Raw genomic sequence first — 14919 nt, forward strand, 5'->3', positions numbered from 1 at the left:
TTAAGACGGTGAAGACCACAAGCAAGGATGCATCTTATAATCAAACGACCTTCTATGAGGCCTGGCGGCTGGTGATCCAGCGCTACGGTATTTACAATCCTTATACCGGCCGCGGCGCCATCAAGGGACTGCTTCCCCACGGGCCGCATTACCAGCACCCGGATCGGCTTCCGCCGTCGCTGTCGAACGGCTGAAGTAGCCCTTCCCTGCCTAAGAGGTCCCGCGTCCTCGCCTGATGGCCAATACGGATGACAAGCACCGCCCGTCGGCTAAAAGTGCAGTGCTCGCGCCGCACGTAACGGTCAATTCTACATGCTCAGGCTTCTCCAAGCACGCCGTGCCGTCGGTTTCGCCGCCGGTTGGCAGCAACTTGAGTCAAAAATAACTAATTTTGTCCACGGTCTGTTCTTGCGTCCGAGGGCAAATCCTGGCAAGTTGACAAAAAAATACCCAGCGAGGACAACATGGCCGATTCGATCACCGACTTTTCGAGACTGCGCCAGCAGGTCGGCATCAGTCTTGAAGAGCTGGCTCCCATTGTGGGCTTCAGCCTCTCCACATTGTATCGCTGGGAACGGGGTCAACAGGAGCCGCGGCACGCTGCGATGGTTGTCCTGCACGGACTCCTGAACGCCCGCGCCCAGATCGTCAATGAAAATCCAGCCTTTACCTTCATTGACCTGTTTGCCGGTATTGGCGGCCTGCGTCGCGGATTCGACCATATCGGCGGAAAGTGTGTTTTCACATCGGAATGGGACAAATATTCGCAGGCGACCTATAAGGCGAATTATCGCTGCGACGATCATGACGTAGTGGGTGACATCACCAAAGTCGATGCCGCCGATATTCCGCCACACGACATTCTGCTGGCTGGTTTCCCGTGCCAACCGTTCAGCATTGCTGGCGTAAGCAAGAAAAACGCTCTGGGACGCGCCCACGGTTTCGCGGACGAAACGCAGGGGACCCTCTTCTTTGATGTTGCCCGCATCATCAAATATCACCAACCTAAAGCTTTTCTGCTCGAAAACGTAAAAAACCTCGTCAACCACGACAAGGGCCGCACGTTCGCGGTCATAATGAAAACATTGAAGGAAAAGCTCAATTACGACGTAGAGGCCCGCGTCATTGATGCGAAAGGCTATGTTCCTCAACACCGTGAACGGATTTTCATTGTCGGCTTCCGCAAGGATCTGGATGTCCAATTCTCTTTCAAAGATTTCGATGTGCCGGATCCGCACACGGGGCCGAAGCTCAACACGATTTTACATCCCGAGGACGGGTCGGAGGGGCCAGACAAGCATTATACGGCTGGCAACATTGGCAGGGTGTCCGAACGCTATATCCTGACCGACCATCTGTGGAAATATTTGCGCGACTATGCCGCGAAGCATGCCGCTGCGGGCAACGGGTTTGGCTATGGCCTCGTCGGCCCGAACGACGTCGCGCGTACCCTTTCAGCGCGCTATTTCAAGGACGGCTCCGAAATTCTTATCGATCGCGGTCCCGGAAATAATCCGCGTCGGCTCACGCCCAGGGAATGCGCGCGCCTCATGGGCTTCGATGAGCCGGGTAAAGCAGAGTTCGTGATCCCCGTGAGCGATACACAGGCATACCGTCAGTTCGGGAACAGCGTGGTCGTGCCAGTTGTGAAAGCTGTAGCCAGCCATATGCTGCCTTTCATTGAGCAGGCACTGGTTGCAGCCAGGGAGCCTATGAAGTTGAGCGCCTGATGGCTGATTTTCTTCAGTGGGGCACCTTTGTGCATACCTCCAACCGCGTCGGGCAGGAGCCCGGCGGAGTTGACCAACGTTATTCCGCTCGGGTCGACCTTTACATAAAGAACAGGCTTCAGGCCTTTCAGGTGGGTCGACATGGTTGACGTCGTCGATGCCGCAACCCGTAGCCGGATGATGTCCGGTATCAAGGGCAAAAATACCAAGCCTGAACTGGCCGTGCGAGTTGGCCTCCACGGGCTCGGTTTCCGCTATCGGCTGCATGCGAATGAGATTCCCGGCAAACCAGATTTATGGCTGCCTAAGTACAAGGCGGCCATCTTCATTAACGGCTGTTTCTGGCACGGGCACAACTGCTCACTTTTCAAAATGCCTGGGACCAGGCAAGATTTCTGGAAAGCTAAAATAGACTCGAATCGCAACCGAGACGCGCGCGTCAACAGACTGCTATTTGAGTCCGGTATACGTCGGCTGGATATCTGGGAATGTGCTTTTCGGGGCCCAGGGCGTATCGGAATGGAAGAGACTCTTGCGCGGACAGCTGTCTGGCTTCGCGGAGAGGAGGTCAGAGGCGAAATACGGGGGACGCGGTAAATGATGGAACTGGGGGACTGGCTTAATGAGTACAGCGGGCCGAATTACACATGGTACGTCAAACGCCTGAGCGGTAACGACACGCTGGCGAATAAGACGCACCAGGCCGGTCCATACATTCCGAAGGAGGTGCTATTCAAAGTGCTGCCGGCCATCGCACGCACTGATATCGAGAATCCCGATGTATGGTTCAATGTTTATATCGATAGTCATGCTGACGCCCGCCAGATACGGGCAGTTTACTACAACAGCAAACGCCGTCGGAATCAGCGCAACGGTCGGGATGAAACACGGCTGACAAATTGGGGAGGAAGTGAGTCCGCACTTCTGGATCCCGAAAGCACCGGCGCATTAACGATATTCGCTTTTGCAGTTGGACCCGATGTCACGCCAGAATGCCATGTCTGGGTTTGTCGACACGAAACAGAGGAAGACCTCGTCGAGGACCGCATAGGCCCCGTCGAACCGGGCAAGTCCATAATCCAGCCAGTAGGTGGGATGATCCAGCCCAGCCTTTTCACAACAACCGCAACCGTCCGTGCCAGTTGCTGGCTGACGCCGACCGAGATTCCGGCCGCATGGCTGGCGAAATTCCCCAGCGGTGCGGAGATCATCGCCAAGGCTGCCGAGCTTCAGTCTCACGGCAGTCTGATGCCGGATCTGCGGCTCATGAAGCGGCGTGCCTGCGAATATGAGATATTCCGTAGTGTTGAAGAAGCGGTTGAACTGCCGCGTATCAAGGCAGGCTTTACCGATATTGATAGTTTCATTTCCCGAGCACAGACTATCCTCCAGCGGCGGAAAGCCCGCGCTGGCAGGTCACTCGAACTCCATGCCCGCGAGATTTTCGTAGAAGAGAAGCTCGTGGAGGGGACTGACTTCTCTCACCAGCCCGAATCCGAACCGGGGAAATCGCCTGACTTTCTTTTCCCGTCCGAAGCAGCATATAAGGACACGCATTTCCCGTCAGAAAAACTAAGGATGCTGGCGGTGAAGACGACCATGAAGGATCGCTGGCGTCAAATTCTAAACGAGGCCAATCGAGTAGAACATAAGCATCTGTTGACGCTGCAGGAAGGGATCTCGGAAACTCAATTCAAAGAAATGGTGGATGCAAAGGTCACGCTGGTTGTGCCCAAACCAATAATCGAGAAATTTCCCACATCCGTTCAGCCGCATCTGCAAACCTTGGAATCCTTCATCGGCGACATGCGGCTACTGAGGCTTTGATTGCTAACCGGAAAGCATGAACGGATGGTCGTGAGTCTGACTGGTTTCGCTTTGTTAACCTGATCGACGAGTCCTATACACCGCATATCCTCCCCACCTGTCGGAGCCGAACAACACAGCCCGGGTTCTGTCTCAATCATCCAAACCTGCAAACGCGCTGAGCACCGTCGCCCGACGATGCTAGCCTCTTGTTCTAACGGTCGCCGATGTCGCTGCTCGCCGCTACCCAGATACCCAAACCCGCCGATGAACAAGCGTTCGAGCGGGCGTCTGTCGTCTTATGGCGCGGTCTGCTCAATGATCCCTCAGTCCAGCGGAATGGCCGGCGAGGCCAGCGCCAGAATGGCGTCGACCTTTTCGGCATTCGTGACGGCGATGCGGACTGGCATGTTGGCATCCAGTGCAAATTGAAGAGCGAAGGGCACGCCCTCTCGGAAGACGAGGTTCGAGGCGAGGTCACGAAGGCGCTGACCTTCAAGCCGCCGCTCAAGGAATATTACATTATCACCACTGCGCCGGACGATGTGGCGATGCAGGAGCTCGCGCGGGAGATCACCAAGGAGCTCGCGGAGGCTGGCAACGTGATGCGTGTCTTCGCATGGGGTTGGAACACGCTTGAGGAGCGGATCAGCGAGGATACGGCAGCACGCAAGGCTTTCGATCCGACTTACACGCTCTTCAGTGAGGAGATTCTCGCCGAGACCAGATCGATTACGACGGGTCAGAGCGCGACGCGCGAGGATCTCACCGCTGGGTTCGCCCGTATGGAGTCGATGCTTGCCGAGATGACCGGCAGGCTTGCCAGTCCACCCGGCGACAGCACCGTTGAGGTAAACGCCGTCGAAGCGCATCTCGATGCCGAAATCGACGAATATCGCGAGCTCAACAATAGTGGCAAGACGCTTACTGCCATGCCTCTGCTGGAAAAGCTGCTGGCGCGCGTCGGCGCCTCGGCCTCCGATCGCATCCTGTTTCGTATCAAGGCGAATATCGGGCATTGCCTTCTCGCGCTCGGCAAGGACGATGAAGCGGCCGCTATGCTGCTCGCATCATTCGACCATGCGCCTGGCGAACCGAAGGCGATCACGAACAAGGCCTTCGGCCTTCTGCTCCAAGGCAAGTGGGAAGAGCTTCTCGCGTTCGGAAGAACGCAGCTCGAGATCGACCCCGCAAACGAATCGCTTGCTGGCTACCTCGTCCAAGCCGCCCGGTTTGACATGTTTGTGTCCAATCCGCTTGAACTGGTTCCTGAACAATTGCATCGAACCGCTGCCGTGCAACTCAGCTGGGTCGATTTCGTTAGGCACCGCGGCAAGCCCGGAGAATGGTGGGAGCCGGCACGAGCGGCCCTTGCCATGCATCCTACCGAGACACATGCCGTTCAGTTCGCGGCGGAGGCAGATCTCGACGAAATCCTCACCAGCCAAAGCTTCCAACGCATGCGCGTTCTGTCGTTGCCGGAACGGCGAAAACTGGTGGCAGCGATGGCTACATTAAACTCTCAATGGGATCGCGAGCGTGAAAAGGACGGCCCCTTACGGCCGGAAGACGCGGCGCTATGCGGCAACGTCGTGGTGGGCCTGGCGGCACTCGACGAGTTTGCCAAAGCTCTTGAGGTCGCGCGACAAGGCCTCGCTCTTGCTCCGGACGACCATGATATTCTGGTTCGAGCGACCATGGTCGCGATCGAGGCCGGTGAGGATATATTTGCAGGCGAGCTCCTTCCGAAGCTTCCGGCGACCCCGCACAGCGTCGTGCTCAAATTCCGCTATCACGCGGCGCGAGCCGACTGGCCGGAAGTCGTTGCGCTGCTCGAGAACAATGCCTCGTTGATCCCCTCGACCGAGGAACCGATCATCACGACCACCGCGAGGCTGGCGGCGATCAGGATCGGCGTCGATGATCCCGAAGAACGTCGGCGGCAGATCGCGCTCGTGGCCACGGACGCTGTGCGCGATCCACGCGCCGGCATCGTCGTCGCCGACTTCGCCCGAGGCGAATATCTGGAGGACATCGCCGACGCTGCATTCGAGGCCGCCGTTAAGCAGATCGACGACGGCAGCCATGCGGCCGACCGACTGATGGTCGCCCATCATGCCAATCGCCGCGGCGATGCCGCGATCGTCGTCGATTTGCTGGATGGAAGAGTCGCCGAAGACCACGACAGCAACGAACTTCGGATGCTCGCCCGGGCCTTTGTCAACGACAGCCCGATCCGCCAGCGTGCTCTCGCCTTCTTCGCTCGTCTGCCGCGAGCGGTGCGGGAACTTCCCTATTATCTTCACGCGGAAGGCCTGCTGCACTTCAATCGGGGAGCATTGAACGAAGCTGAGGCTGCACTGCGAAAGGCGACCGAAGCTGAGCCCAATCTCGACAACTACATCACCCTGTTTTCCGTCCTGCATCGCCTTGATCGCGGCGACGAGGTGAAGGCGCTCGTCGATGGCCTCGATCTGGCGATCGTGAAGGGATCGCCGGCTCAGAAAATGTTTCTGGCCCAGGTGATTCGAAAGGTCGGTCAGGGGCCGAAGGCGCTCCAATACGCCTATAAGGTCCTTCAATCGGCTCGCAACGATCAAAAGGCCGTCCTGCGCTATTTCGGGCTGATCATGATGGATCCCGACGCGGATTTGATCCCGCCCACGGAGACCGTCGCCACCGATACCTGGGTGCGGCTCGAGGGCGACCGGCATCAACGTCACGCCTTTCTCATCGAGGAGGGTACGGATCGTCCGGCGGATGACGTCGTCAGCCCGACCCATCCGATGGCCGCGGCTGCTCTCGGACTTCGGGTAGGCGATGAATTCGAGTTGCCTGTGGCGTTAGGCGGGACGCGGCGGTGGCGTGTCGCCGAGATCAAGCACAAGTATCTCCATGCCCTTCACGATGTCATGGAGAACTTCGAGAACCGGTTTCCGGACGCCGAGGGCTTCTATACGATCACCATGCAGGACAGTGATATCCAGCCGGCGCTGGAGCAGGTTCGCCGCGTTGCCGAAAGCAATCGCAATCGCGCCGATCTCTATCTGAAGCACAATTGCCCTATCAGCTTCGTCACGGCCAAGGGCGAGCGCGATTCGATCCGTTTCGTCGAGTACATCCGTTTCCTCGATTTCGACATTCGGACCTGCCTTGGCACGGAGCCCGAACGGATGGTCGCCCGTGCTTTGATCGAGGCTCACCGGAAAGACGGTGTCGTGCTCGACGCCTACGCTGCCTGGACTGTGTCTACTATGGACGCCTTCGACGTGCTTGAATCGCTCTTCGGTCGGCCGATCGTGCCGCAGACTGTCATCGATGAGATCAAGACGCTTCGGGACGAGCAGGAAACCACCGCGCCGCGCTCAATGACGGTGACTTGGCACAATGGCCAGTACATACGGCACGAGTACACGGCGCAGGAGATTGCCACGCAGCGCGACTACATCGTAGAGCAACTCACGCGGATCGAGGCCGCCTGCGAGGTTCGTCCCGTGGTCGCCCCGGACAATCCAACTGACTTAGCCATTTTGATCACCCAGTCGTTCGCCAGCCGTGTTCTGGATGCCGCAAATCTGGCGGGTGTGGAACATCTGCTCCTCTCCGAGGACATGTACTATCGCCAGTTCGCCGAAGCCGCGTGCGCCGCAAAGGGCATATGGTTACAAGCGATTTTCTCGTTCGCGTATGAAAAGGGACTGATCAACCATCGCCGCTATGTCGATCTCCTAATCAAGCTCGCCTGGCGGCGCCACGGTCACCTGGCTCTCACCGCCGACACCATGCTCACGGTTGTCCGCGAGGACCGGGAAGATGGCTCGGGAAATTTCAGGGCTGTTGCAAATTTCATCGGAACGCGAAACGCCGATCTCCGATCACACCTCGAGGTATCCAAGGAGTTTCTCAACCGGCTCTGGCAAGAACTCGGACAATTTGATCTGCATTGTATGCAGGCAACTGGGGTGCTTCTGGATCGGCTTATTCGCTTTCGGCCCAAGGATTGGTCGCTACTTTTGGCACTCCTCAAGCGTGGCAGTAATGCCGCCGTGCGTCAGTACATCGATAGATGGATCGCTGGCCATTTTCTTCCCGCGGCAGAAATTGCAGCCGCGACGCGTGAGATTGAAGATGTCACCCGACAGATGCGGACCAACAGGACCAGAGGAGGAGGCGGACATTCACCAGCACACGGCACACGAAGAAAGGAGCGGAAGAAACGAAGGTAAAATCACGGCTTCACCCTTCGAGCCAGGCGGTCGGCAAAACTGAGGGCTCCAAAGGGTCCTCACTCCCTTGCCGGCCACTCGCGTGCCCCAAGCCAAGCAATCCTTTTCGTACGCTATGGTTTCCTAATCACCGCATGGCCATGCCTGAAGGCTTTTTCTTTCGGAGCTATGCTGTTTTTGATGGTGCCAGCCCCTTTTAGGCGATGAATCTTTGGAAACCATGGCGCTCAAACGAAGCAAGATCAAAATCGAGGTCTTCGCACCTTCGGCCCAGCTGGAAACGGCGCGGAACGATGCTGACTGCGCCGGCGAAGCGATCCTGATCCTCGCCCGTTTGATTGGCCGCCAGATCGCCCGTGAGCAATTCGAGCAGAGGGTTGCACTGGAACGCAGAGGGCGAAAGTAGCATAGACTGGCCGGAGATGCACGACTTGGTTCTTGAATAAAGACAAATTACACGTATAATTCAGGCATTCAGTTTCAGAGGATGCCTATTATGCCGACAGTCGGTTCCCTCGAATTCCAGCGCAAGTTCGGCGAGTTTCAGCACCAGGCGCAACGCGAGCCGGTGGAGATTACCCGCCACGGTCGCCGTGAGTTCGTGCTGATGTCAGCCGATCATTACGACTGGCTCCGCGCCGCCGCGCAGCGGACCCATCGCACGACAGAGGCCGCCGATGTGGTGATCGATGCGGTAGAGCGCACGGAGATGGATCCGGAGCACGCGCACCTCGACGACCTGATGAAGTAGGGCAGACACCGTGGCGATCCCTGAACCAAAGCCCGGCCTCGTCATCCGATACGACTATCTCTGGACGCATGAGGCTGCGGCCGGCCAGGATCAGGGCAAGGACCGCCCGACCTGTCTCGTTGCCGCGACCGAGGCCCTCGTGCGCCCGCGCTATGTGGTGCTCCTGCCGATCACACACATGCCGCCCTCTGGCGATACGGTCGGTATCGAGATCCCGGCAAAGGTGAAGCAGGCAATCGGTCTTGACGACGAGCCGAGCTGGGTGCTCGTATCGGAGCACAATATCGACGAATGGCCGAACGGTGGATTGTCGCCGATATCCGGCAAACCGGGAGAGTTCAGTTATGGCTTTATCCCGCCGGGGCTGTTCGCAAAGATCAAGGCCAGGTTCCTTGAATTGGCCAGAGCGAAGAAGAGCGGCGCGGTGCGCCGCTAATCATGGAGTTGTCCGAAGGAGCCCGATCATGACCCGCGTTGCCCTTTATGCCCGCTATTCCTCCGACAGTCAGCGGGACGCCTCGATCGAAGACCAGTTCCGCATCTGCCGTGAACAGGCGAAGCGCGAGGGGGTGTCAGGTCATCGGCACGTATAAAGACGCAGGGATTTCCGGGTCGAGCATGATCCTGCGGCCCGGCATCCAGATGCTGCTGCAGGATGCTCAGGCCGGGCAGTTCGATGTCGTTCTGGCCGAGGCGCTGGATCGCATCAGCCGCGATCAGGCCGATATCGCCACGCTCTACAAGCATCTGAAGTTCGCCGGCGTGCCGATCATAACGCTGGCCGAAGGAGAGATCAGCGAACTGCATGTCGGGCTGAAGGGAACGATGAACGCCTTGTTCCTTAAGGACCTTGCGGCCAAGACGCATCGCGGGCTGCGCGGTCGTGTGGAAGAAGGCAAATCGGGCGGCGGCCTTTGCTACGGCTACAAGGTGGTGAAGAAGCTGGACTCGCGCGGTGACCCCATTCGCGGCGATCGCGAGATTAATGAGGCCGAGGCCAATATCGTACGGCGCATCTTCCGCGAGTTCGCCGCCGGTGTCGGCCCGCGCACTATCGCCAGGACGCTCAATGATGAAGGCGTGCCGGGCCCGAACGGCAAGCTCTGGAGCGACACGACGATTCGTGGCCATGTGAAACGCGGCACGGGCATCGTCAACAAGGAGCTCTATATCGGCCGGCTGATCTGGAACCGGCTGCGCTATATCAAGGACCCGTCCACGGGCAAACGCGTGTCGCGGCTCAATCCGGAATCGGAATGGATCGTCACGGATGTTCCCGAACTGCGGATTGTCGATGACGAACTCTGGCAGGCGGTGCGGGCGCGTCAGGACGAGATCGCCGACAAATTCGCGAATGTCGCCGAGGCCGTCCGCGCCCATCACCAGAAGAACCGGCTGAATGGCGCGCGACGGCCGAGATCGCTGCTGTCGGGACTGGTGTTCTGTGGCTGCTGCGGAGGCCCCTACTCGCTTCGCGGCGCTGACCGCTTCGCCTGCTCGAACCACATCAGCAAGGGCGCTTGCACCAACAGCCGTACCATCGCGCGCGAAGAACTGGAGAACCGCGTGCTCGCCGGCCTCAAGGACCGGATGATGGCACCGGAAGTAGCCGCCGAAGCGATGCGTGCCTATGCCGAGGAGACGAACCGACTGAACCGGGAACGCCGCTCGAACGGCGAAGGCTGGAAGATGGAACTGCAAAAGATCGAGCGGGACCTGGAGAAGGCGGTCGATGCCATTCTCGCCGGGGCCCCTCCCCTGACGCTGAAAGAGAGAATGGAGAAGCTGGAGGCACGCAAGGTGGAACTGACCGCCCTCCTCTCCGACATTCCCGAAGAGGTGCCTGATCTGCTGCCAAGCGCTTCGGCCATCTATGTGAAGAAGGTCGCGGTCCTCACGGAAGCCCTGAACCGCCCCGACGAGCGCCAGCAGGCGGCCGAGGCTTTACGAATGCTGATCGACAGGATCGTGCTGACACCGGGACCGGAACGGGGCGAGATTTTCGCGGCGCTTTATGGCGAACTGCGCACCATTCTCGAATGGACGGAACGGCAGGCCATTGGAAAGGTTACAAAAAACAAAACTCCCGGCGGGGTTGGCGCGGGAGTGTCGGAATCGGTGGTTGCGGGGGCAGGATTTGAATCTGCGGTCTTCGGGTTATGAGCCTGACGGCGATATCGGCGGTGAATGCGTTGATGACAGGGAAACTGAAGCTTTGTTGAAGAATTTGGCGCAGGCACCGCTTGGCCTTGACAAGACCGGCATTGAAGACGGTCTTGTCAAAGCTTCAGAACCCTACAATTGGCAGCCGGGACGCCCTATCCCCGTTTCATCACGGGCAGAGGCAGAATGGACCACGCATAACATGCCTATCCCTGACAGATACGGGAATTAACCTGTGGCCTGGTCGCGTTCCCAGCTGGGATCAGGCATATTGGTTAATCCAGGTGACAAGCTTGCTTTTCGGGGCCGCTCCAACGAGCGTGTCTAGAATCTTTCCATCTTTCAACATGACCAGGGTCGGGATGGAGCGAACACCGAGTTTAGCCGCAAGATCAGGACTTTCGTCTATGTTGACTTTGGCTATGGCTACCGTTTCCTTCATATCCGCTGCAATTTCATCGAGAGCTGGCGCGATAACCTTGCAAGGTGAACACCACTCCGCCCAAAAGTCGATAACTACGTGTTTGTCAGCTTCCATTACATTTGCCTGGAAATTGCTGCTGTCGACGTTAAGTACGCTCATGATAATTGCCTCAAAACGAAAAGTTGCGTTCAATACGGTAAAATGTCAATCTAGTATAACCGATAATCGGCTGCAGTCGAGATAGGATCTGCGTTTAATGATTCAAGGAATGAATTTGTATTTCCTGTAATGATGGTATCGGATATACGATTTCTAGCATCGCGGGTACACGATTGACTTTATGAGGGGAGCGCAATGGCGGATATCGATGCGATTTTAATCACGGATGTCAACGGTATAGCTTTGGCTAGTGAAGAACAATTAGCTCTCGTAAATCTGTTGTGGAAGAGGAGGAGCCGAAAACTATTGCGTTTGGTCCGGAGGTCGGTTGTCAGATCACTACCTCATTTATGGCTGCCCTGGGACAACTCCAACACCGGATTGCATCACATGAAGGTACGCAGGAACACCATTTCCGGCCTTTCACAGCAGTTAGTTTTGGGGTGCGAGCCGGACAGGTTTCAGAAGGCCGGAGTTCAGGGATGTTATCGGTTTCCACGGTAGCAGGTACAGACCTTCACTTCGTGGCTACAGCAGAAACTTTTCTCGAACTACAGAGACAAATTTCGTTGTTGCTCCTGAAATTGGGACATGAGTGCTCCTAGCGTGACTGACTGATCCGCGGCAATCCTTCTGGCGCCTTATCGTTTTTCGGAGATTTTTATTCGGGACGAAATGGAGCTCCGTCCCGGACCATCTGGCCGCAACATCTCGATATATGTCTATAGGTTGGGGATAAGAAAGCCCGGGAGCGCCGATAGTTTTTCCATTTTTCCGGCCACGATGCGAAGCGCCCGGGCGAAGGCCCGGGCGCTTGTCTTTCTTCAAGATGACCATGTTACCACTTCGTGTTGAAACCGACATTGGCCTTGAGCGCATAGCTGTCGGCAAAATCGTCAAGTGAGGTGTCGACAGATGCCTCGCCGAAGAGTGCATATTTGCCATCGCCCCAGCTGTAGGAGCCGCCGGCGCCGATGCCGGTCCAGGTCTTGTCAGCATCGGTGTCCAGCGAGACTTCCGCCACATTGATGCGGGATTTGCCGGAAAGCTGCTGGTAGAGATTGGCAATGCCGTAGACGCTTGCCGTGGTTGTCAGTCCGTCATTGTCCTTCCAGCTGTTCATGTAGCTTGCGGCAAGGCCGATCCGCCCGGTCAGGCTGTAGCCGTCCTGCAGATCGACGCGGCTGCCCCATATATCATGGAAGGCATCGGCATTAAGCGATGCCCACATCAGCTGGGCCTGCGGCGTCAGGAACCAGTTCTCGTCAATGGCGATGCGTTTGCCAGCCTCGATGCTCAGCGCATAACCCAGTGCCTTTGCTCCCGACTTCAGACCGTTGTTGGCCGTATCGGAATAAAGATCGTTGTCGAACCAGCTTATCTGGCCCTGACCATCGACGTAGAAGCCGTTATTGCCATACCATGTCGTCGTTGCACCGAGGCTCCAGGCATTGGTGGTGGTTGTCCCGGAACCGAAGGTGGAACCTGACTTGCCACGGGCGGTGCCATACTGGCCGGTGATGCCACCAACAAGGATGCCGTTTGCGGTCTCGTAGGGCTGGCTTTCAATACCGGCCTGCAGGATGAAGGTATTGATGTCGTGCTTCACGCCTGTGGCGCTATTGGGCTCCAGATGATTATGGGCTCCTTCGATACGCGCCCAGACACCGCGGCCATCGACCATGGCTCCGTTGTTGCGTCCGTCCCCACTCTGGCCGGTCCAGTAGCGGTCGCCCATGCGTTCGCGCAAGGTCGGCAGCCTGTTCAGCGCCTGCATGTTCTGCACATAGCCCTGATAGACCGGAACACCGGCGCTGTAGCGTTTGCCGCCGCCATTCGTCAGCTGGCTGGTGAGATACCAGTCGCCATCGCTCTCGCCGGTAGCGGGATTTTGCTGCAGCGTATAGGCATAGGCGCCGCCAACGACGGCCTTCTTGCCGTCTTTCGTCTCATAGTTGCTCAAAAGCGTGAAGGTGCCGTCCGACTGGCCTGCCACCTCGACAACCTTGATGCCCTTGTCCGTCTGTGCACCAGGACCGCCCCGGTTGACCACCTTCAGATTGGTGGAGCCGGATGTATTGCCATTCACCTTCAGCCGGTCGGTTTTCGAGTTGTCACCGCCAAGCTCGGTATTGAGGACGACAGTTCCGCCCTCCCCGACATAGTCGCCGGTGACTGTCAGTGTCGTGCCTGCGATTTCCACGCCCGAGGTGATGGTACCTGCATTGGACAGCGAGGCAAGGCTCGTATTGAAGCCGCCAAGGTTGAGCGTGCCGTCTGTCTTGACAAAATAGCCGGAGGAAGCGGTGTTGAAAGAGCCTGCCGCACCTTGCTGCAGAGTGCCGCGTGTCACAATTATGTTCCCGCTATTGCTGTTCAGCCCTGCCAGCACCAGGGTGCCCCGGTCGGTCTTGTTAAAGCCCTGGCTGCCGGTGAGGTCAGCTTCAATGGTCGCCGACATCAGCCTGCCTGCAGCAGTGCCATCGCCAACCCGGATAATCGGCTGGACGGTGGCTCCGTCTGCCTTGTCGAGGTTGATTGCATCGCCCTTGATGACATAGCCGTCGCTTGCAAACTGCATGCCGGCGGCAATTACGTCACCCTCGCTGTTGTCGACGGTGACAATGCCGTGTGTGCCGCGAAACACCGCGAACGATCCCTGATCGAAAGGCCCCTTGATATTGCTTCCGTCGTCGGTCCACACATCGTTGGTGTGATCGGCGACGAGGTTCCATGTACCCGAACCGCCATTCCAGATATTCAGGTTGGCATTGTAAGCGCTCATCAGGTTGATCTGTCTGGAAGTCGTATCGCTATCGATCCAGAAGCGGCTGGGGTCGCCGCCCGGCGTGTTGCCAATTGCAAGTGTGTTGTCGGTAAGGTTGCCGGCGTAGTTGAACAGCCGGTAAAGCCCCGGTCCAAGACCGCCTGCATCGGTGATGTTGAGATTGCCGTCGAGCGTCAGATCGCCACCGACGTCGAAGAGACTCTGTGTGGAGGGTGCACCGAGCAGCACGTCGACAGTGGAATCTGCTGCAAGCTGCAGATTGCCTGTAACAGACAGTGTTTGCCCCTGTTCTCCAGCAAGCGAAGCGCCGGACCCGATGGTGACATCCCCGTCAATCACGCCTGCTCCATAAACGGCGCCTGTCCCGGAAACCGCCACAGGTCCGGAGAACAGGGCGTCGACCTGGAGCTTGCCGCCTGTGACAGAGGCATTGCCGCCGAGCATGTTGCCGACAACAAGCGTACCGCCTGAAACATTGGTCGTGCCGGTAAACTGCGATGAATCGCCGGTCAGCGTCGTGAAACCCGCCATGTGATTGAGGATATGCGTGCCGGTAAACAAGCTCTTTAAAGCCGGCGCGAAATCATTCCTGTCAGTATGATTGAAGTTGAGTGTTCCTTCACTCATGGTGAAATTAATGACGGAGGCTTCAAGTGTACCGGACCCTGTTGCCGCCTCACCTACAGCTCCACCAATATTAATTGTCCCCTTTTCGCTCGGGGCATAGTTGAACAGGACAAGATCGCTGGAAACCTTGCCGCCGTTCTGAATATTCAAATTGGATCTGCTACCGATTGCGGTGGCCTGAACATTCAGTTCGGACCCCTCACCGGTGACGAGTGTCGAGTAATTGCCATTACCAAAAGCACCGA

Annotated in this window: 11 protein-coding genes and 1 pseudogene; 10 read left to right on the plus strand and 2 right to left on the minus strand. The window is 57.6% G+C overall.

All coding sequences use genetic code 11. The features are described 5' to 3' along the window. The 10 genes and pseudogenes from ACOWVS_RS21880 to ACOWVS_RS21925 all read left to right on the plus strand — a co-directional run. Nucleotides 1-194 (plus strand): annotated as a pseudogene (locus tag ACOWVS_RS21880) (hypothetical protein); the annotation flags it as partial. 270 nt (nucleotides 195-464) lie between these two features. Further along, entirely contained in the window at nucleotides 465-1730 is a 1266-nt protein-coding gene (gene dcm, locus ACOWVS_RS21885; protein WP_075042279.1) for a DNA (cytosine-5-)-methyltransferase, read from the plus strand. 141 nt (nucleotides 1731-1871) lie between these two features. Continuing rightward, nucleotides 1872-2327 (plus strand): very short patch repair endonuclease, encoded by a 456-nt coding sequence (locus tag ACOWVS_RS21890; protein ID WP_075042280.1) that lies wholly within the window; start codon nucleotides 1872-1874, stop codon nucleotides 2325-2327. Next, entirely contained in the window at nucleotides 2328-3557 is a 1230-nt protein-coding gene (locus ACOWVS_RS21895) for a type II restriction endonuclease (RefSeq protein WP_075042281.1), read from the plus strand. 206 nt (nucleotides 3558-3763) lie between these two features. Then, nucleotides 3764-7762, plus strand: a complete 3999-nt coding sequence (locus ACOWVS_RS21900; protein ID WP_075042282.1) for a PIN domain-containing protein — start codon at nucleotides 3764-3766, stop codon at nucleotides 7760-7762. Between the two features lie 211 nt (nucleotides 7763-7973). Further along, complete coding sequence (locus ACOWVS_RS21905) at nucleotides 7974-8168, plus strand: hypothetical protein (protein WP_139309295.1); 195 nt, start codon at nucleotides 7974-7976, stop codon at nucleotides 8166-8168. 90 nt (nucleotides 8169-8258) lie between these two features. Then, nucleotides 8259-8513 (plus strand): type II toxin-antitoxin system prevent-host-death family antitoxin, encoded by a 255-nt coding sequence (locus ACOWVS_RS21910; protein ID WP_075042284.1) that lies wholly within the window; start codon nucleotides 8259-8261, stop codon nucleotides 8511-8513. A 10-nt stretch (nucleotides 8514-8523) separates the two neighbouring features. Further along, nucleotides 8524-8949: a hypothetical protein gene (locus tag ACOWVS_RS21915; RefSeq protein WP_075042285.1), complete on the plus strand. Its 426-nt coding sequence runs from the start codon at nucleotides 8524-8526 to the stop codon at nucleotides 8947-8949. A gap of 28 nt (nucleotides 8950-8977) precedes the next feature. Continuing rightward, on the plus strand, nucleotides 8978-9106 hold the full coding sequence (locus ACOWVS_RS21920; RefSeq protein WP_247644456.1) for a recombinase family protein: 129 nt from the start codon (nucleotides 8978-8980) through the stop codon (nucleotides 9104-9106). Between the two features lie 25 nt (nucleotides 9107-9131). Then, nucleotides 9132-10676: a recombinase family protein gene (locus tag ACOWVS_RS21925; RefSeq protein WP_247644457.1), complete on the plus strand. Its 1545-nt coding sequence runs from the start codon at nucleotides 9132-9134 to the stop codon at nucleotides 10674-10676. 262 nt (nucleotides 10677-10938) lie between these two features. Here ACOWVS_RS21925 and trxA read toward each other — a convergent pair whose 3' ends face one another. Both trxA and ACOWVS_RS21935 read right to left on the minus strand, forming a co-directional pair. Further along, the gene (gene trxA / locus ACOWVS_RS21930) at nucleotides 10939-11259 is read right to left on the minus strand and encodes a thioredoxin (protein ID WP_075042286.1); all 321 of its coding nucleotides are present in this window, start codon (nucleotides 11257-11259) and stop codon (nucleotides 10939-10941) included. An 838-nt stretch (nucleotides 11260-12097) separates the two neighbouring features. Then, on the minus strand, nucleotides 12098-14824 hold the full coding sequence (locus ACOWVS_RS21935) for an autotransporter outer membrane beta-barrel domain-containing protein (RefSeq protein WP_247644458.1): 2727 nt from the start codon (nucleotides 14822-14824) through the stop codon (nucleotides 12098-12100). Nucleotides 14825-14919: the final 95 nt, after the last annotated feature.

The organism is Brucella sp. IR068 (assembly GCF_049065885.1).
Classification (GTDB): Bacteria; Pseudomonadota; Alphaproteobacteria; order Rhizobiales; family Rhizobiaceae; genus Brucella; species Brucella intermedia.

What these genes read in the sequence shown, in the direction of transcription:
- ACOWVS_RS21920 (WP_247644456.1), top strand. Translation starts at nt 8,978, where the DNA reads ATGACCCGCGTTGCCCTTTATGCCCGCTATTCCTCCGACAGTCAGCGG.
- trxA (WP_075042286.1), bottom strand. Translation starts at nt 11,259, where the DNA reads ATGAGCGTACTTAACGTCGACAGCAGCAATTTCCAGGCAAATGTAATG.
- ACOWVS_RS21925 (WP_247644457.1), top strand. Translation starts at nt 9,132, where the DNA reads ATGATCCTGCGGCCCGGCATCCAGATGCTGCTGCAGGATGCTCAGGCC.
- ACOWVS_RS21900 (WP_075042282.1), top strand. Translation starts at nt 3,764, where the DNA reads ATGTCGCTGCTCGCCGCTACCCAGATACCCAAACCCGCCGATGAACAA.
- dcm (WP_075042279.1), top strand. Translation starts at nt 465, where the DNA reads ATGGCCGATTCGATCACCGACTTTTCGAGACTGCGCCAGCAGGTCGGC.
- ACOWVS_RS21910 (WP_075042284.1), top strand. Translation starts at nt 8,259, where the DNA reads ATGCCGACAGTCGGTTCCCTCGAATTCCAGCGCAAGTTCGGCGAGTTT.
- ACOWVS_RS21890 (WP_075042280.1), top strand. Translation starts at nt 1,872, where the DNA reads ATGGTTGACGTCGTCGATGCCGCAACCCGTAGCCGGATGATGTCCGGT.
- ACOWVS_RS21895 (WP_075042281.1), top strand. Translation starts at nt 2,328, where the DNA reads ATGATGGAACTGGGGGACTGGCTTAATGAGTACAGCGGGCCGAATTAC.